15 protein-coding genes are annotated in these 15,517 nt (G+C 62.3%); 9 read left to right on the top strand and 6 right to left on the bottom strand.

Annotated elements, in window-relative coordinates; genetic code table 11:
* Nucleotides 1-5 precede the first annotated feature (5 nt).
* Nucleotides 6-623, bottom strand: a complete 618-nt coding sequence (locus AACU78_RS09480; protein ID WP_106575951.1) for a CDP-alcohol phosphatidyltransferase family protein — start codon at nt 621-623, stop codon at nt 6-8.
* A gap of 303 nt (nt 624-926) precedes the next feature.
* On the opposite strand from AACU78_RS09480, the gene hflK (AACU78_RS09475) reads away from it, so the two are divergent.
* From hflK (AACU78_RS09475) to cfaB, 8 genes are all read left to right on the top strand, one after another.
* Nucleotides 927-2,852: a protease modulator HflK gene (hflK, locus tag AACU78_RS09475; protein ID WP_106575950.1), complete on the top strand. Its 1,926-nt coding sequence runs from the start codon at nt 927-929 to the stop codon at nt 2,850-2,852.
* 12 nt (nt 2,853-2,864) lie between these two features.
* Nucleotides 2,865-3,854 (top strand): protease modulator HflC, encoded by a 990-nt coding sequence (gene hflC, locus AACU78_RS09470; protein ID WP_106575949.1) that lies wholly within the window; start codon nt 2,865-2,867, stop codon nt 3,852-3,854.
* On the top strand, nt 3,851-4,885 hold the full coding sequence (gene hflK / locus AACU78_RS09465; RefSeq protein WP_106575948.1) for a protease modulator HflK: 1,035 nt from the start codon (nt 3,851-3,853) through the stop codon (nt 4,883-4,885). The genes hflC and hflK (AACU78_RS09465) overlap by 4 nt, the downstream gene beginning before the upstream one ends.
* A complete protein-coding gene (locus tag AACU78_RS09460; protein WP_106575947.1) occupies nt 4,882-6,768 on the top strand; it encodes a cation-translocating P-type ATPase in 1,887 nt (628 codons plus the stop codon). The genes hflK (AACU78_RS09465) and AACU78_RS09460 overlap by 4 nt, the downstream gene beginning before the upstream one ends.
* A 116-nt stretch (nt 6,769-6,884) precedes the next feature.
* Complete coding sequence (gene bufA2, locus AACU78_RS09455) at nt 6,885-7,139, top strand: BufA2 family periplasmic bufferin-type metallophore (RefSeq protein ID WP_106575946.1); 255 nt, start codon at nt 6,885-6,887, stop codon at nt 7,137-7,139.
* Between the two features lie 66 nt (nt 7,140-7,205).
* Nucleotides 7,206-8,051, top strand: a complete 846-nt coding sequence (bufB, locus tag AACU78_RS09450) for an MNIO family bufferin maturase (RefSeq protein WP_106575945.1) — start codon at nt 7,206-7,208, stop codon at nt 8,049-8,051.
* Nucleotides 8,042-8,830 (top strand): HvfC/BufC N-terminal domain-containing protein, encoded by a 789-nt coding sequence (locus AACU78_RS09445; RefSeq protein ID WP_106575944.1) that lies wholly within the window; start codon nt 8,042-8,044, stop codon nt 8,828-8,830. Before bufB ends, AACU78_RS09445 begins: the two co-directional genes overlap by 10 nt.
* A gap of 87 nt (nt 8,831-8,917) precedes the next feature.
* Nucleotides 8,918-10,102, top strand: a complete 1,185-nt coding sequence (cfaB, locus tag AACU78_RS09440; RefSeq protein WP_106575943.1) for a C17 cyclopropane fatty acid synthase CfaB — start codon at nt 8,918-8,920, stop codon at nt 10,100-10,102.
* Between the two features lie 138 nt (nt 10,103-10,240).
* Here the strand turns inward: cfaB and cls are convergent, their stop codons facing one another.
* Nucleotides 10,241-11,680 (bottom strand): cardiolipin synthase, encoded by a 1,440-nt coding sequence (gene cls, locus AACU78_RS09435; protein WP_106576076.1) that lies wholly within the window; start codon nt 11,678-11,680, stop codon nt 10,241-10,243.
* Between the two features lie 130 nt (nt 11,681-11,810).
* Between cls and AACU78_RS09430 the strand changes: the two genes are divergently transcribed.
* Nucleotides 11,811-12,332: a DUF3617 domain-containing protein gene (locus AACU78_RS09430; protein ID WP_106575942.1), complete on the top strand. Its 522-nt coding sequence runs from the start codon at nt 11,811-11,813 to the stop codon at nt 12,330-12,332.
* On the opposite strand, the gene AACU78_RS09425 is transcribed toward AACU78_RS09430, so the two are convergent.
* Genes AACU78_RS09425 through AACU78_RS09410 form a run of 4 tightly spaced genes read right to left on the bottom strand, consistent with a single transcriptional unit; the run spans nt 12,329 to nt 15,515 of the window.
* A complete protein-coding gene (locus AACU78_RS09425) occupies nt 12,329-13,666 on the bottom strand; it encodes a dihydroorotase (protein WP_106575941.1) in 1,338 nt (445 codons plus the stop codon). The two genes, AACU78_RS09430 and AACU78_RS09425, sit on opposite strands and share 4 nt — an antisense overlap.
* Before the next feature lie 3 nt (nt 13,667-13,669).
* A complete protein-coding gene (locus AACU78_RS09420) occupies nt 13,670-14,230 on the bottom strand; it encodes a gamma carbonic anhydrase family protein (RefSeq protein WP_017135756.1) in 561 nt (186 codons plus the stop codon).
* A complete protein-coding gene (gene hisI / locus AACU78_RS09415; protein ID WP_106575940.1) occupies nt 14,227-14,640 on the bottom strand; it encodes a phosphoribosyl-AMP cyclohydrolase in 414 nt (137 codons plus the stop codon). The genes AACU78_RS09420 and hisI overlap by 4 nt, the downstream gene beginning before the upstream one ends.
* Nucleotides 14,637-15,515: a metal ABC transporter substrate-binding protein gene (locus AACU78_RS09410; RefSeq protein ID WP_106575939.1), complete on the bottom strand. Its 879-nt coding sequence runs from the start codon at nt 15,513-15,515 to the stop codon at nt 14,637-14,639. The genes hisI and AACU78_RS09410 overlap by 4 nt, the downstream gene beginning before the upstream one ends.
* Between the last annotated feature and the right edge of the window lie 2 nt (nt 15,516-15,517).

Here is a 15,517-nt window from a genome sequence, read left to right as displayed (position 1 = left end):
ATTCCTTATGCAGAAGGGGACGTCGTTTCTTTGAGACCCTGGCGCACGCGGTTGACCAAGGTGTAGGCGAGCAGCGCCGCCACCAGCCACATCACCGCGTTGACCCAACCCGCGCCCAGCCAGCCGAGCGCCACGCCGGTGGCCAGCACACCCAGTACAAATGCGCGATCACTCTTGCCCATTGGGCCGTCGTAGCGCCGCGACGCACCGACCATGGGCCCGAGCACACCGGCGTATTCGCTGAACACCGCCAGCAACGTGACCAGCAGCACTGGCGCCAGGCTCACGCCGGGGATCAGCGCAAAGGGCAGGATCAGCGCGCTGTCGGCGATCACGTCGCACAGTTCATTGAGGTACGCGCCCAGGCGTGACTGCTGGCCGAATTCCCGAGCGAGCATGCCGTCGATGGCATTGAGGGCCATGCGCAGGATCATCCACAACGGGATCAGGGCAAACAGCCAGAGGTGTGGGGCAAAGCCTGCAATGAGCAGGCCGACCAGCAAAGACACCACGCCGGCCAGCACGGTGATCTGGTTGGCCGTGGTGCCGTTGTCGTAGAGGCGCTGCACGAGTGGGCGCAGTAAGTTTTGAAAACGCGGCTTGAGCTGATAGATCGAAATCATGGGAGGTGACGCTTCCTTGTCCGTTTACCCGCGAAAAACTGTTTTGGAGTGTGCCGATTAATCGGCGGCTGCACCAGTGATGGCTCGTGTTTATGGGGGGTTAGTCACGCTCTTGCAGGCGCTGGAGAGTCAATGTGGGAGCGAGCTTGCTCGTGAATGCGGTGGGTCAGTGACAAATGAGCTGGCTGAACCACCGCATTCGCGAGCAAGCCCGCTCCCACAGGGGTTTTGTGTTGTTTTCGAACAAAAATTTCACGCTGCGTGTTATATCGTAACGAATTGTGTACAAACGGGCGTGAGTGGATGCAAGTGGATCTAGAAGCTGACGGCGCTTTGGTTGAAGGCTTGCCGCGTTTTCAGCAGGGGCTGTTTCATGCCCGTCGATTGCGCCAGGCCGGCATCAGCCTGACGGCCCTGGCCGTTTGCGCTTGGGTGCTGGCGTTGTTTGTCGCCCTGTTTGCACCGCTGTCGATCTGGCCGGTGGTGCTGATCAACTGCGCGTCGGCCTTGTTGGTGTTGGTGGCCGGGTTGCAATCGGCGTGGTGGGTCGCCGATTGGCGGGCGCAGGCGCTGGAAGCGCCAACGGTGGAATTGATCGAGCCGCAGCTTGAAGGCACGGGCGGTTACGCGCGGTTTGTCGGACGTTTCGGCAGCAGCCTGCTGGCGCAGATGGGCGCGCCGGTGCTGTGGTTGAGTGGCTGGTCGTTGCTGGCATTGCTGAGCATTGTCGAATTCTGGAACCTGGCACTGCCCGCTGCAGCCGTGGGGCAATCGGCAAGCATTGGCGCCGCGCTGGGGCTGGCGTTGGCCTTTGGTTTGCTGGTGTTCGAGCGTCGTCTGGCGCAGGAAACGGCTGCGCAATGGCCGGAAGCCTCACAGCTGGCGCAGTTAAGCCGGGTGGCGATTGCGTGCCTGGTGGTCAGCGCGATCTGCCTGCTGTTTGCCGGCGCGCAATCTGTATGGCCCTTGCGCCTGGCCGTGTTGATCGGCCTGCTGCCGGGGCTGGTCGCCGTGGAGTTTTTGCTCAGGGCCGTACTGTCGCTGTTCAGCCCACGCCAGCCGCGTCTCGAACCACGGTTGATGGCGCAAAGCTTTATTGCCGGTTTGCTGCGTTGGCCGCCACAACCCTTGCAGGCGCTGCAGCATGAGTTGCACAACCGCTTCGGTATCGATTTGCGCCAGATCTGGGCGTTTACCTACATGCGCCGGGCATTCCTGCCGGTGCTGCTGGTGGTATTGGCCGTAGGCTGGGCGCTGACCGGCGTGCACGAAGTGCCCCTGCAAGGCCGTGGGATTTATGAGCGCTTCGGCAAACCGGTGGCGGTGTTCGGCCCTGGCCTGCATGCCGGATTGCCGTGGCCGTTGGGCCGCGTCATCACTGTCGAAAATGGCGTGGTGCATGAACTCGCTACCAGCGTCAGCGAGGCTGCCACACCGGAGCTGGCCGCCGCCGAAGGCCCGGCGCCGTCGATCGCCAACCGGTTGTGGGACGCCAGCCATGTGAATGACAAATCCCAAGTGATCGCCAGCAGCAGCGGCGACAAACAGAGCTTCCAGATCGTCAATATGGACGTGCGGTTCGTCTACCGCATTGGCCTGACCGATCAGGCAGCGCTGGCCGCCACCTATAACAGCGCCGATGTGCCGACGCTGATTCGCAGCACCGCCAGCCGCATTCTGGTGCACGACTTCGCCTCGCGCACGCTCGACGAATTGCTCGGTGAGCAACGCACCCAACTGGCCGACGAAATCGGCCGCTCGGTGCAGGCGGACTTGCAGAAGCTCAACAGCGGCGTGGAGATTCTGGCCACGGTGGTCGAAGCGATTCACCCGCCTGCCGGCGCTGCCAACGCCTACCACGCCGTGCAGGCTGCGCAGATCGGCGCCCAGGCGCTGATCTCCCGCGAACGCGGCGCCGCCAGCGAACAGACCAACCAGGCCTTGCTGCAAGCCAGCACCGCGCGAGATCAGGCCTTGGCCACCGCGCGCGAAGTGAATGCTGGCGCGCAAGCGGCCGACCTGCGGTTCAGCGCCGAACAAAAGGCCTACGCCACCGCCGGCCAGGCATTCGTGCTGGAACAGTACCTGGGCCAACTCAGCCAAGGCTTGGCCCACGCCAAGCTGCTTATTCTGGATCACCGCCTGGGCGCCGATGGCGCACCGACGATTGATCTGCGTTCTTTTACTTTGCCGGCCGACCCTATGGCGCCGCGTAAAGCCGTTCAATAAGGAGTCTGTCTGTTGAGCGCTCATTCTCACGATCATGGTCATCATCATCACGGCCACCACCATCACCATCACGGTGATGAGCAAGCCGCTGGCCCGTTTCCTTGGCGGCGCATGGCCTGGGCGGTGTTGCTGGTGCTGTTTGCGGTGGCGGCCGCCAGCCTGGTGCAGGTGCGTTCCGGCGAAGCCACGGTGATTACGCGGTTCGGTAACCCGTCGCGGGTGCTGCTGGAGCCTGGCCTGGGCTGGCGCTGGCCGGCGCCGTTCGAAGCGGCGATCCCGGTAGACCTGCGCTTGCGCACCACCTCCAGCGGTTTGCAGGACGTGGGCACCCGCGATGGCTTGCGGATTATCGTGCAGGCCTATGTGGCGTGGCAGGTGCAGGGCGATGCCGACAATGTGCAGCGCTTTATGCGCGCGGTGCAGAACCAGCCGGATGAAGCGGCGCGGCAGATTCGCACCTTCGTCGGCTCGGCGCTGGAGACCACTGCGGCCAGCTTTGACCTGTCCAGCCTGGTCAACACCGACGCCAGCCAAGTGCGCATCGCCGATTTTGAGGCACAGTTGCGCCAGCAGATTGATCAACAATTGCTCACCACTTACGGCGTGCGCGTGGCGCAAGTCGGTGTCGAGCGTCTGACCTTGCCGTCGGTCACCCTCACCGCCACCGTTGACCGCATGCGCGCCGAGCGCGAGACCATCGCCACCGAACGCACCGCCGTGGGCAAACGTGAAGCGGCGCAGATTCGCTCCGCCGCCGAACGCGATGCGCGCATCGTGCAGGCCGATGCCACGGTGAAGGCCGCCGATATCGAGGCGCAGTCGCGGGTCGAAGCGGCGCAGATCTATGGCCGTGCCTACGCCGGTAATCCGCAGCTGTACAACCTGCTGCGCTCGCTGGACACCTTGGGCACAGTCGTGACACCGGGCACCAAAATCATCCTGCGCACTGACGCCGCGCCGTTCCGCGCACTGGTGGACGGGCCGAAGGATGTTCAGCCATGAGTGAGCGTGACAGCCCGGACAGCCCATGGATCCAGGCCGGGCGCCTGACCTTCCTGGCGCTGTACGCGGTGACGGTGTTGGCGGCGTTGGCCTGGGCGTTTTCCAATGTGCGCCAGATCGACCCGCAGAACCGCGCCGTGGTGTTGCACTTTGGCGCGCTGGACCGTATTCAAAATGCCGGTCTGTTATTGGCGTGGCCGCAGCCGTTTGAGCAAGTAGTGCTGTTGCCAGCAGCCGACCGTGTGATTGAGCGTCGGGTGGAAAACCTGCTGCGCTCCGACGCGGCGACCCAGGCCGACCGCGTGGCCACGTTTGCCGCGCCGTTGAGCGACGCGCTGGCAGGCTCCGGTTACTTGCTGACCGGCGACGCCGGTGTGGTGCAGCTGGATGTGCGGGTGTTTTACAAGGTCACCGAACCCTACGCGTTCGTGCTGCAGGGCGAGCATGTGCTGCCGGCGCTGGATCGCCTGGTGACGCGCAGCGCCGTGGCGCTGGCGGCGGCGCGCGACCTGGACACCATTCTGGTAGCGCGCCCGGAATTGATCGGCAGCGATAACGGCGCCGCCGAACGCCGTGAGCGGCTGCGCGGCGATCTGGTGCAAGGCATCAATAAACGCTTGGCGGACTTGGCCTCCACCGGTTTGGGGTTGGGCATCGAAGTGACGCGTGTCGACGTGCAATCAAGCCTGCCGGGCCCGGCGGTGAATGCCTTCAACGCAGTGCTGACGGCCAGCCAACAAGCCGATAAAGCCGTGGCCAATGCGCGCACCGACGCGGAAAAACTCACCCAAGCCGCCAATCAGGAGGCCGACCGTGTCGTACAAGTGGCCCACGCCCAAGCCAGCGAGCGCCTGGCCAATGCCCAAGCGCAAACGGCCACCGTCGCCAGCCTGTCCCAGGTCAAAGACCCAGGCCTCATGCTGCGTCTGTACCGCGAGCGCTTGCCGAAGATTCTCGGCCAGGCCGGTTCTGTGACCACGGTCGATCCCAAAGACGACTCCCGCTTGATCATCCAGGGAGCCGAACAATGAGCGCGCCTATGTTGACGTCCGCCGAGCAGCGCAGTGCTGCCCGGCAATTGACCCTGGCCATGTTGGCCCTGGGCTTATTGGTATTGGGGTTGGTGTGGCGCTGGCTGGCGCCGGACCAGAACGGTGTCAGCCAACTGTTGCTCGGCGTCGCCTCTTTGCTGGTGGCCGTGCCGGTGATGCGTTCGGCCTGGTACAGCCTGCGTTACCCGAGCCTGCATGGCATCACCGACCAATTGATCGCCCTGGCGATGATGGGCGCGTGGGCCACGGGCGACTTGCTGACGGCTGCATTGCTGCCGATCATCATGATTTTCGGCCACGTGCTGGAAGAGCGCAGTGTGATTGGCTCCCAGGAAGCGATTCATGTCCTGGGCAAACTGACCCGCAGCCATGCGCGGTTGGTGCAGGCCGATGGCAGCATTGTGGAAGTGGATAACGGCACGCTGAACACCGGCGATATTGTCGAAGTGCGTGCCGGTGATCGCGTGCCGGCCGATGGTGTGGTGCTGTCGGGCCAGGCGAGCTTGGACACGGCGCCGATCACCGGTGAGTCGGTGCCGCTGGAAGCCAGCGTGGGCGTGCAGGTGTTTGGTGGCGCGATCAACCTCGACGGCTTGCTGCGCCTGGAAGTGACGCGCACCGGTAACGAATCGACCCTGGGCAAAGTCATTGCGCTGATGCAGAACGCCGAACGCTCCAAGCCGCCGATCACGCGGCTGCTGGAGCGTTACGCCGGCAGCTATATGGTGCTGGTGTTGCTGCTGGCGGCGGTGACCTGGTTTGTGACCAATGACGCCCAGGCAATGTTGGCCGTGCTGGTAGCGGCGTGCCCGTGTGCCTTGGTGCTGTCGGCACCGGCCACGGCGATTGCCGGGATTGCAGTGGCGGCGCGGCACGGGATTTTGATTCGCAGCTCGGCATTTCTTGAGGAGTTGGCGGACCTGACCTCGCTGGTGGTGGATAAGACCGGCACGCTGACGTTTGGCACTCTGCGTTTGCAGTCCATCGACACCACGGCGCCGGATCGGCAGGTGTTGTTGAATCTTGCCGCCAGCCTGGGCTCGGCCAGCAGCCACCCGGTCAGCCGTGCGTTGGCGGGGCTGGCAACGCAGGAACAAATGCTGGGGCTGACGGATATTCGCGAACGCCAGGGCCTGGGCGTGGTGGCGCAGACCGAGCAGGGCGAAGCAGCCTTGGGGCGCCCGGAGTTGTTCGATCAGCTGGGCATTGTGACCACTCAGGTGCCGAACCACGATGGCCCGATCGCCGGTCTGGCGCTGAACGGCCAGTTCCTCGCCTGGCTGTTGCTCGCCGACAGCGTCAAGCCGGAAGCGCGCCAGGCCCTGCAGGAGCTACGCGACTTGGGCCTGGGCCGCCAGCTGCTGCTGACGGGGGACCGTCAAAGCGTGGCCGACAGCCTGGCGCTGGATGTCGGTATCAGCGACGTCGAAGCCCAGGCACTGCCGGAAGACAAGCTCAACCGCGTGCTTGGGGAAATCGGCAGTGGCTTCCGGCCAATGGTCGTCGGTGATGGCATCAATGACTCGCTGGCGCTCAAGGCGGGCGTGGTGGGTGTGGCAATGGGCGCGGGCGGTGCGGACATCGCGCTGGCGTCGGCGGATGTGGTGTTGATCGGCAGCGACCTGCGGCGCCTGGGCACGTGTGTGCGCTTGAGCCGCCAGTGCCGCCACACGTTGCAGGTCAACGTGATCATCGGGTTGGGCTGGACGCTGGCTATCGTGGTGTTTGCCGCGTTTGGCTGGCTGGGCGCGGCCGGCGCCATGATTGCGGCGGTGTTGCATAACCTCAGCACCCTGCTGGTACTGGGCAACGCCGGGCGTTTGCTGCGGTTTCAGGAGCCACTTTCGAAGCTTGAAGAATAAATTCAGAAATATCTGCATACAGCTGTAACGCCGATAAGGGTCCTCACTCTAGTGGTATGTCGAGACTGAACACTCCGTTCAGACCGGCGCCCCTTCCGATCATGAGGACTCTAAAAATGAACTTCAAATCCGCTGCTGCTGGTGCCGCCCTTGCGATGGCCGCCGCTACCCTGTTTGCTGGTGTTGTGACTCAGGCTCAAGCCGCTGACACGGCTGTGCACTGCTACGGTATCAACGCCTGCAAAGGCCAGAACGACTGCAAAACCAAGGACCATGCTTGCAAAGGTCAGGGTTCTTGCAAAGGCCAGGGTTTCCTCGCCAAGCCCTCCGCTGATGCCTGCATGAAGGCTGGCGGCACCGTCGGCGAGTAACCGGCACCGAGTGCACCCGCAGCGGACGCCCCCCACCGCTGCGGACACTTTGCCTTGGAGCGAATCATGTCCGCGTCCCTTCCAAGTCTGGGTTACGGCCTGGGTTTACGCAGTGAGTACTACCAGCAGATCCTTGAACAATCGCCGGCCGTGGATTGGTTTGAAGTGATCTCCGAGAATTATCTGGTCCAGGGCGGTAAAGCCTTGTACTACCTGGATGCGATAGCCGAGCGCTATCCTTTGGTGATGCACGGTGTGTCCCTGTCCATCGGCGGGCCGCATGCCCTCGATACCGATTACCTGAAACACATCAAACAGCTCGCCGAGCGCATTCAGCCGGCGTGGGTTTCCGATCACCTGTGCTGGAGTCGCGGCAACGCGCATCAGTTGCATGACCTGCTGCCGCTGCCCTACACCGAAGAAAGCCTCTACCACGTGGCCGGCCGCGTGCGCCAAGTGCAAGACGCATTGCAGCGTCCGCTGGTGCTGGAAAACGTTTCCAGCTATGTGCGTTCCAAGGCCGACGAGTTCACCGAGTGGGAATTCCTCAAGGCCCTGGCCCACCTTACCGGCTGCCAGCTGTTGTTGGACGTGAACAATGTGTATGTCAGCTCGCGTAATCACGGCTTCGACGCCTGGACGTTTATCCGCAGCCTGCCGCCTGAAAGCATCCGCCAACTGCACTTGGCCGGGCATATGGATTACGGCGACTACGTGGTCGATACCCATGATCACCCGGTGTGCGATCCGGTGTGGGCGCTGTATCAACAGACGCTGGAGCTGTTGGGGCCGGTGTCGACATTGCTGGAGCGCGATGACCATTTCCCGCCGTTCGAAGAGTTGCTCGCCGAGTTGAGCAAGGCCCGTGAACTGGGCGCCAGCGCGCTGGCCAGGAGGGCGTTATGCGCCTGATCGACTGGCAGTTGGCGTTTGAGCAGCATCTGTTATCCGAAAGCGCGGAAGCCAACAGTGGGTTTGCCGCGACCTTGCTGGGTGGGCCGACTCTGGATGTGGACACGGGCCTGGCGATTTACCACAACGCCTATGTGTCGCGGCTTCAGGAGGTGTTGCGGCATGACTTCGGCGCCATCCGGTATTGGCTGGGGGACGATGAGTTTGCAGTGCTGACAGACGCCTATGTGCGCCGCTATCCGTCGGCCCATTACAGCCTGCGTTGGCTGGGCGAGCGGTTCCCGGCGTTTCTCGTCGAGCATCTGGTAGAGGAGCACAGTGCGCCGCTGGCCGATTTGGCGCGGTTGGAGTGGGCGTTTACCTTGGCATTCGATGCGCCGCCGGGTGAGCCGCTGGGCCTGAATGACATGGCGCAGCTGCCCCCTGAAAACTGGCCGGGTTTGCAGGTAAGCCTGGCGCCTTCGGTGCAACAGGTGCTGTGCCATTTCAATAGCGTGGCGATTTGGCGCGCCTGCAAGGATGAGTCGGATTTCCCTGACAGCCAGGCGCTGGAAGGGGCGCAGATGTGCCTGGTGTGGCGTCACCAGAATGTGTGCCATTACCGCAGCCTTGAGCCGGCTGAAGCCTGCGCACTGGCGGGAATGGTGACCACCGGCTGGAATTTTTCAGAACTGTGTACAGGGTTGGCAGTCACTTATGGAGAGGGTGCGCCACTGCAAGCGGTGACGTGGCTGAAACAGTGGATCCAGGACGGTTTGCTCGAGCATCGAGCCTCATAGTTTAGTGCTATCAATTCGATAGCCTCCTACTTTGTCTTCGGATGGTCTACCCTCACTCCAGACGTCTGAAACAAGGGGGGACTACTCATGCTCGCGCAACTTCCACCGGCCTTACAGAATCTCAAGCTACCGCTGCGTCTTCGACTCTGGGACGGCCACGAATTTAACTTGGGCCCCGAGCCCAGTGTGACGATCGTGGTGAAGGACCCCACAGTCGTTTCCAGCCTGACCCATCCAACGCTGGACTCATTGGGCGAAGCCTTCGTCGAGGGCAGACTGGAGCTGGAAGGCTCCATCAGCGAGGTGATCCGGGTATGTGACGAGCTGAGTCACGCCCTGATTGATGACGACGAGGGGAGTCGTCCGGTGCGCTCGATCCACGACAAGGCCACTGATGCTGCGGCCATTTCCTACCATTACGACCTGTCCAACGAGTTCTACCAGCTGTGGCTGGACCAGGACATGGCGTACTCCTGCGGTTATTTCGAAACCGGCAGCGAATCCATCGATCAGGCCCAACAAGACAAATTTCGCCACCTGTGCCGCAAGTTGCGGCTGCAGCCAGGCGAGTATTTGCTCGACGTCGGCTGTGGGTGGGGTGGGTTGGCGCGTTTTGCGGCGCGCGAGTTCGGCGTCAAAGTGTTTGGGATCACGCTGAGCAAAGAGCAGCTGGCGCTGGCCCGTGAACGGGTCAAGGCCGAGGGGCTGGAAGACCAGGTAGACCTGCAACTGCTCGACTACCGCGACCTGCCGCAGGACGGTCGTTTCGACAAAGTGGTGAGCGTGGGCATGTTTGAGCACGTTGGCCACGCCAACCTGGCGGAGTACTGCAAGGTGCTGTTTGGCGCCGTGCGCGAAGGCGGCCTGGTGATGAACCACGGCATCACCGCCAAGCACACCGACGGTCGCCCCGTGGGCCGTGGCGCCGGCGATTTTATCGAGCGTTATGTGTTCCCCAACGGCGAGTTGCCACACCTGGCGATGATGACGGCGGAAATCAGCGAGGTCGGGCTGGAAGTGGTCGACGTCGAAAGCCTGCGCCTGCATTACGCGCGCACGCTGGACCATTGGAGTGAACGCCTGGAAGACAACTTGGAGGCGGCAGCCAAGATGGTGCCGGAGCAAGCGTTGCGGATCTGGCGGCTGTACCTGGCCGGTTGCGCGTATGCGTTTGCGCGGGGCTGGATCAACCTGCACCAGATATTGGCAGTGAAGCCTCACGCTGATGGCAGCCATGAACTGCCGTGGACGCGGGAAGATATCTACCGCTGAAACTCGGTTATGAAACGCTGAAGATGTAAATGTGGGAGCGGGCTTGCTCGCGAATGCGGTGGTTCAGCCAATTTATTTGGTCCTGATACACCGCATTCGCGAGCAAGCCCGCTCCCACATTTGTTTCTGTGTTGTTTGTTAGAGAATCGGTGAGATCAAACGCGCCACTCGCATGCCCAGCTGTTGCAGGCGACGGGTCTCGCGGCTTTCTTCCTGGCTGACTTCATGCGCCTGTGCGAAGTCGTCCAGCAGCATCTGCTCCACTTGGCTGGCAAACGCTTCATCGACCGTCAGCAACATCACTTCGAAATTCAGCCGGAACGAACGGTTGTCCATGTTCGCACTGCCGATTGCACTGATTTCGCTGTCCACCAGCACCACCTTCTGGTGCAGGAAGCCCGGCTTGTAGCGGAACACGCGCACGCCAGCGCGTACGGCTTCGATGGCGTAGAGGCTGGAGGCGGCGTAGACGATACGGTGATCAGGCCGCGACGGCAGCAGCAGGCGCACATCGACCCCGCGCAAAACCGCCAGGCGCAGGGCGGCGAACACCGCTTCATCGGGCACGAAATACGGGCTGGTGATCCACACGCGCTCGGTCGCCGCATGGATAGCTTCGACGAAAAACAGCGAGCAGGTTTCATACGGATCGGCCGGGCCGCTGGCGAGCAGTTGGCAGAGCACGCCGTCTTCAGGGTATGTATCAGGCAGGATCAGCGGCGGCAGCTCGCGCGCGGCCCAGAACCAGTCTTCGGCGAACGACTCCTGCAGGCACGCCACCACCGGGCCGGTGACCTGCACATGGGTGTCGCGCCACGGCGCCAGTGGCGGCTTTTTGCCCAAGTATTCGTCGCCGACGTTATGCCCGCCGACAAACCCGGTGAGGCCGTCGACCACCACGATTTTGCGGTGGTTGCGGAAGTTGACCTGGAACCGATTGAGCCAGCCGCTGCGGGTGGCGAACGCTTTGACTTTGACCCCGGCGTCGCGCAGCGACTGCACATAACTGTGGGGCAGGGCATGGCTACCGATGCGGTCGTAGAGCACGTGAATATCTAAGCCTTCGGCAGCTTTTTCCTTCAGCAGGGCGTGCAACTGCCTGCCAAGATCGTCGTCATGAATGATAAAAAACTGGAACAGCACCGCCGTCTTAGCCTGGCGAATCGCCGCGAAAATCGCGCTGAACGTGGCATCGCCATTAATCAGCAAGCGCACGTCATTGTTGGCCAGGCACGGCATGCGGCCCAATTTGGGCATGGCGCGCAAAGACGCATAGGCGCTGGAGTTACGCGCCGCCAAGGCTTCTTCGACCCACGGGCGCCAGTTCAGCGCGGTGATGGCGGTGTGCATTTCCTGGTTGGCCTGGCGACGCGCCTGGATGTATGCGTCAAAGGTGCTGCGGCCGAAGATGAGGTAGGGAATCAGCGTCAGGTAAGGCATGAACATCAGCGACAAGGCCCAGGCGATCGAGCCTTGGGCGGTCCTGACAGTCAGCACCGCGTGGATCGCGGCGAGCGTCCCGAGAAAATGCAGCGTGGCAATGAAGTAGGCGAGCAGGTGCGGGCCAAAAAAATCCATGAACGACATCACTCCAGGCAATCAAGTGCCTAACAGACCATGTTCGACGACGAATGTCGCTATTTTATTTGCCGTGCAACACTGGCGCCTTTGCAGCGTCTAACGCCCACAATTACCCAGGAGTTACCCGATGAATGCTCGTCTGCTTGGTTTGGCCATGGTTGTTGGATTGACGCTGCCCGTGGCGGCTCAGGCGCAGATGCTGGCGCCGGGCTTGTGGGAATTGACCACCAGCAATATGAAAGTCGATAACCAGGACTTGCCCGACCTGTCGCTGATCCTCGGTCAGCTCAAGCAACAGATGACGCCCGAACAGCGCGCCATGCTCGAAAAACAGGGCATCACCATGGCCGGCAAAGGCGTGCAGGTTTGCCTGACGCCTGCCCAGGTCGCGTCTGATTCCATTCCCCTGACCGACCCGCAATCGGGCTGCAAACAGCAATTGACCGACAAAACCGGCAACCAGTGGAAATTTCGTTTCAGCTGCCCGAAAGCCCAGGGCACTGGTGTTGCAACCTTCCAGAGCCAGCAGGAATTCACCACCACCGTCAACGGTACGTTCAATGCCACCGGCGTTCAGCAGAAGGGCAGCCTGGACACTCATGCCCAATGGCTGGGCAACGATTGCGGTACGGTCAAACCCCGCGCTTAACGCAGAAAGTGCAGGGGCAGCCCCTGGCAACTGTCGACCACCTGGCCGTTGTGCCACGCCAGGTGGCCGGACACCAGGGTGGTGCTGACGCTGTGGCGAAAGCTGCGCTCGGCGAAGGGCGTCCAGCCGCAGCGCGCGAGAATCGGCTGGCTGCTGACGGGTTTGCCTTCGGGCTCAGGTTTGATCAGCACCAGATCGGCCCAATAGCCCTCGCGTAGATAGCCTCGGTCCGGGATAGCGAACAGGTCGGCCACACGGTGACTGGTCTTTGCCACCAGTGTGGTCAGTGGCAAATGCCCGTCAATCACCAGCTCCAACAACGCCGGCAGCGCGTGCTGCACCAGTGGCAGGCCTGACGGCGCTTGGCGATAGCCCAACTGTTTTTGCGCCCAGGTATGCGGCGCATGATCACTGCCGATCACATCCAGACGATGACTCAGCAAGGCCAGGCGCAGCGCGTCGCGGTCGGCACGGGTCTTGATCGCCGGGTTGCATTTGATCTGGTGGCCGAGGCGATGATAGTCGCGGTCATCGAACAGCAGATGGTGCAGGCAGACCTCGGCGGTGATGCGCTTCTCGGCCAACGGCTTGTCTTCGAACAGGGCCAACTCGCGAGCGCTGGTCAGGTGCAGCACGTGCAGGCGCGTGCCGTGTCGCCGGGCCAGTTCCACCGCAAAAGACGAGGAGCGAAAACAGGCTTCGGCATCCCGGATAAGGGGGTGGGCGACGGCGGGAATGTGCTCGCCGAAGCGTTCACGCAGGCGCTGCTCATTCGCCAGGATGCTCGGCGTGTGCTCGCAGTGGGCGAGGAGGATAGTCGGTACTTCGGCGAACAGCCGCTCGAGAATCCGCGGGTCGTCTACCAGCATATTGCCGGTAGAGGCGCCCATGAACACTTTGACCCCGGCCACTTCACGCGGATCGAGGGCGGCGACGGTGTCGAGGTTGTCGTTGCTTACGCCAAAGTGAAAACCGTAGTTGGCCACCGAGTGCAACGCGGCGCGGCGCTTCTTATCCGCCAGGGCTTCCAGGTTCAGGGTGGCAGGGTGGGTGTTAGGCATGTCCATGAAGCTGGTGATTCCACCGGCCACCGCCGCACGGGATTCGCTGTAGAAACTGCCTTTGTCGGGCGCGCCAGGATCGCGAAAGTGCACCTGGTCGTCGATCATGCCTGGCAGCAGCCATTGACCCTGGGCGTCAATTTCCACCGGCTCGTTATAGCCTTCGAGGCTGGCGGCAATCTTCTCGATGCGGCCATTGGCGACCAGTACATCGGCATCGAACTCCCGGCCCTCATTCACCAGGCGGGCATTGCGAATCAGCAGGCGGCTCATGGTTCAGAACTCGTTTTGCAGGGCTTTGTAACCACGCACCAGGTCGACGTTGGTGCGCGCCACGTCTTCAGAAAACTCCGAGGCGCTGACACTCACCGGCGGGAATTGCGACAAATCGGTGTTCGGGCCGATGCGGGTGGTGGAGGGCACATAGAACGCGGCGGGCAAGTCGCGGCCGTCGACCACCGAGTTGTGGCGCACCACGCAGCCATCGCCGACAGCGCAGTTGAACAGCACGCTGTTGAAGCCGATAAACACGCGGTCGCCGACGGTGCAGGGGCCATGGACGATGGAGCGATGCGCGATGGAGGTAAATTCTCCAATGGTCACCGCCGCGCCGGATTTGGAATGAATGACCACGCCGTCCTGAATGTTCGAATTGGCGCCGATGGTGATCGGGTCCATGTCGCCGGTGGCGTCGACTTCGTCAGCGCGGATCACGGCGTAAGGGCCGACGAAGACGTTCTCGCCGATGATGACCTTGCCGCAGATGATCGCGGTTTTATCCACGTAGGCCGATTCGGCAATCACCGGCAGATCGCCGGAAGGGTTCTTGCGGATCATGCAGAGGGCTCCGTAATGACATGAACGTAGGCGCCGTCGATGGCGTTGTAGAAGCAGGTGGGCCGGCCGGTGTGGCAGGCCGGGCCTTGTTGGTCGACGATCAGCAGCACTGCGTCGCCGTCGCAATCCAGCCGGGCCTCGACCAGTTGTTGCCAGTGGCCGGAGCTTTCACCTTTGCGCCACAGCTGCCCGCGCGAGCGCGACCAATAGCAGACTTGCCCGGTGGCCAGGGTTTCGGTGAGGGCCTGGCGGTTCATCCAGGCCAGCATCAACACCTCGCCGCTGCCGTGTTGCTGGGCGACGGCGGCAATCAGGCCATCGCTGTTCCACGCCACGGCATCGAGCATGGTTTCGAGTGGAAAGCGGCTGCCCATGGCAGCCTCTTCCAGGTCGAGCATGCTCAAGGTCATGGCTTGCTCAGGGCTGCGCACAGGGTGTTGAGGTTGTATTCGAACAGCCCGGTGAAGGTGCTGGCCGGGCCTTGGGCGGCGAGGGCGTCGGAGTACAACGTGCCGCCGATCTGCGCGCCGCTTTCGTCAGCAATCTGCTTGAGCAGGCGTGAGTCTTTGATGTTTTCCATGAACACGGCTTTGACCTTGTCTTTGCGGATCTGGGTGATCAGCGCAGCGACCTCGGCGGCAGACGGTTCGCGTTCAGTCGACAGACCCTGGGGCGCGAGGAACTGAATGCCGTAAGCCTGGCCCAGGTAACCGAAGGCGTCATGCGAGGTGACGATGCGGCGGTTGCCCGGTGGCAGCGCGCCGAACTTGGTCTTGGCCTCGGCCAGCAAGCGGTAGATTTCTTTCAGGTAGGTTTGGCTGTTGCGCTGGTAATCGGCTTTGTTGGCCGGGTCGGCGGCAATCAACGCCTTGGTGATGTTGTTCACATAGATTTCGGCGTTGGCCAGGTTATGCCAGGCGTGCGGGTCGGGGATGGTTTCACCGTCTTCTTCCATGGTGTGAGAGATCACGCCTTTGCTGGCCGTCACGACCGTGGCTTTTGTTTCGGTGCTGGTCACCAGGCGGTCCAGCCAGGGTTCAAAGCCAAGGCCATTCTTGATGATGACCCGGGCCTTGAGCAGCGCCTTGGCGTCTTCCGGCGTGGGTTCGTAGGTATGGGCGTCGGCGTCCGGGCCGACCATGTTGCTGATCTGGATGTGATCGCCACCGATCTGGTGGGTGATGTCATCCAGAATACTGAAGCTGGTAACCACTTGAAGTTTGTCGGCGGCCTGAGCCATCGACAAGGGCAGCAGAAGGCTGAACACCACGAGTAAAGCGCGCATCG

It is taken from the genome of Pseudomonas sp. R9.37 (assembly GCF_963878885.1).
GTDB lineage: Bacteria > Pseudomonadota > Gammaproteobacteria > Pseudomonadales > Pseudomonadaceae > Aquipseudomonas.
Note: the sequence above shows the minus strand (reverse complement) of the source record. Positions and strands in the feature narration are given on the sequence as shown.

What these genes read in the sequence shown, in the direction of transcription:
- cls (WP_106576076.1), bottom strand. Translation starts at nt 11,680, where the DNA reads ATGGATTTTTTTGGCCCGCACCTGCTCGCCTACTTCATTGCCACGCTG.
- bufA2 (WP_106575946.1), top strand. Translation starts at nt 6,885, where the DNA reads ATGAACTTCAAATCCGCTGCTGCTGGTGCCGCCCTTGCGATGGCCGCC.
- AACU78_RS09460 (WP_106575947.1), top strand. Translation starts at nt 4,882, where the DNA reads ATGAGCGCGCCTATGTTGACGTCCGCCGAGCAGCGCAGTGCTGCCCGG.
- AACU78_RS09445 (WP_106575944.1), top strand. Translation starts at nt 8,042, where the DNA reads ATGCGCCTGATCGACTGGCAGTTGGCGTTTGAGCAGCATCTGTTATCC.
- AACU78_RS09410 (WP_106575939.1), bottom strand. Translation starts at nt 15,515, where the DNA reads ATGCGCGCTTTACTCGTGGTGTTCAGCCTTCTGCTGCCCTTGTCGATG.
- AACU78_RS09420 (WP_017135756.1), bottom strand. Translation starts at nt 14,230, where the DNA reads ATGATCCGCAAGAACCCTTCCGGCGATCTGCCGGTGATTGCCGAATCG.
- hflK (WP_106575948.1), top strand. Translation starts at nt 3,851, where the DNA reads ATGAGTGAGCGTGACAGCCCGGACAGCCCATGGATCCAGGCCGGGCGC.
- AACU78_RS09480 (WP_106575951.1), bottom strand. Translation starts at nt 623, where the DNA reads ATGATTTCGATCTATCAGCTCAAGCCGCGTTTTCAAAACTTACTGCGC.
- AACU78_RS09425 (WP_106575941.1), bottom strand. Translation starts at nt 13,666, where the DNA reads ATGAGCCGCCTGCTGATTCGCAATGCCCGCCTGGTGAATGAGGGCCGG.
- hisI (WP_106575940.1), bottom strand. Translation starts at nt 14,640, where the DNA reads ATGACCTTGAGCATGCTCGACCTGGAAGAGGCTGCCATGGGCAGCCGC.
- AACU78_RS09430 (WP_106575942.1), top strand. Translation starts at nt 11,811, where the DNA reads ATGAATGCTCGTCTGCTTGGTTTGGCCATGGTTGTTGGATTGACGCTG.
- hflK (WP_106575950.1), top strand. Translation starts at nt 927, where the DNA reads ATGCAAGTGGATCTAGAAGCTGACGGCGCTTTGGTTGAAGGCTTGCCG.
- cfaB (WP_106575943.1), top strand. Translation starts at nt 8,918, where the DNA reads ATGCTCGCGCAACTTCCACCGGCCTTACAGAATCTCAAGCTACCGCTG.
- bufB (WP_106575945.1), top strand. Translation starts at nt 7,206, where the DNA reads ATGTCCGCGTCCCTTCCAAGTCTGGGTTACGGCCTGGGTTTACGCAGT.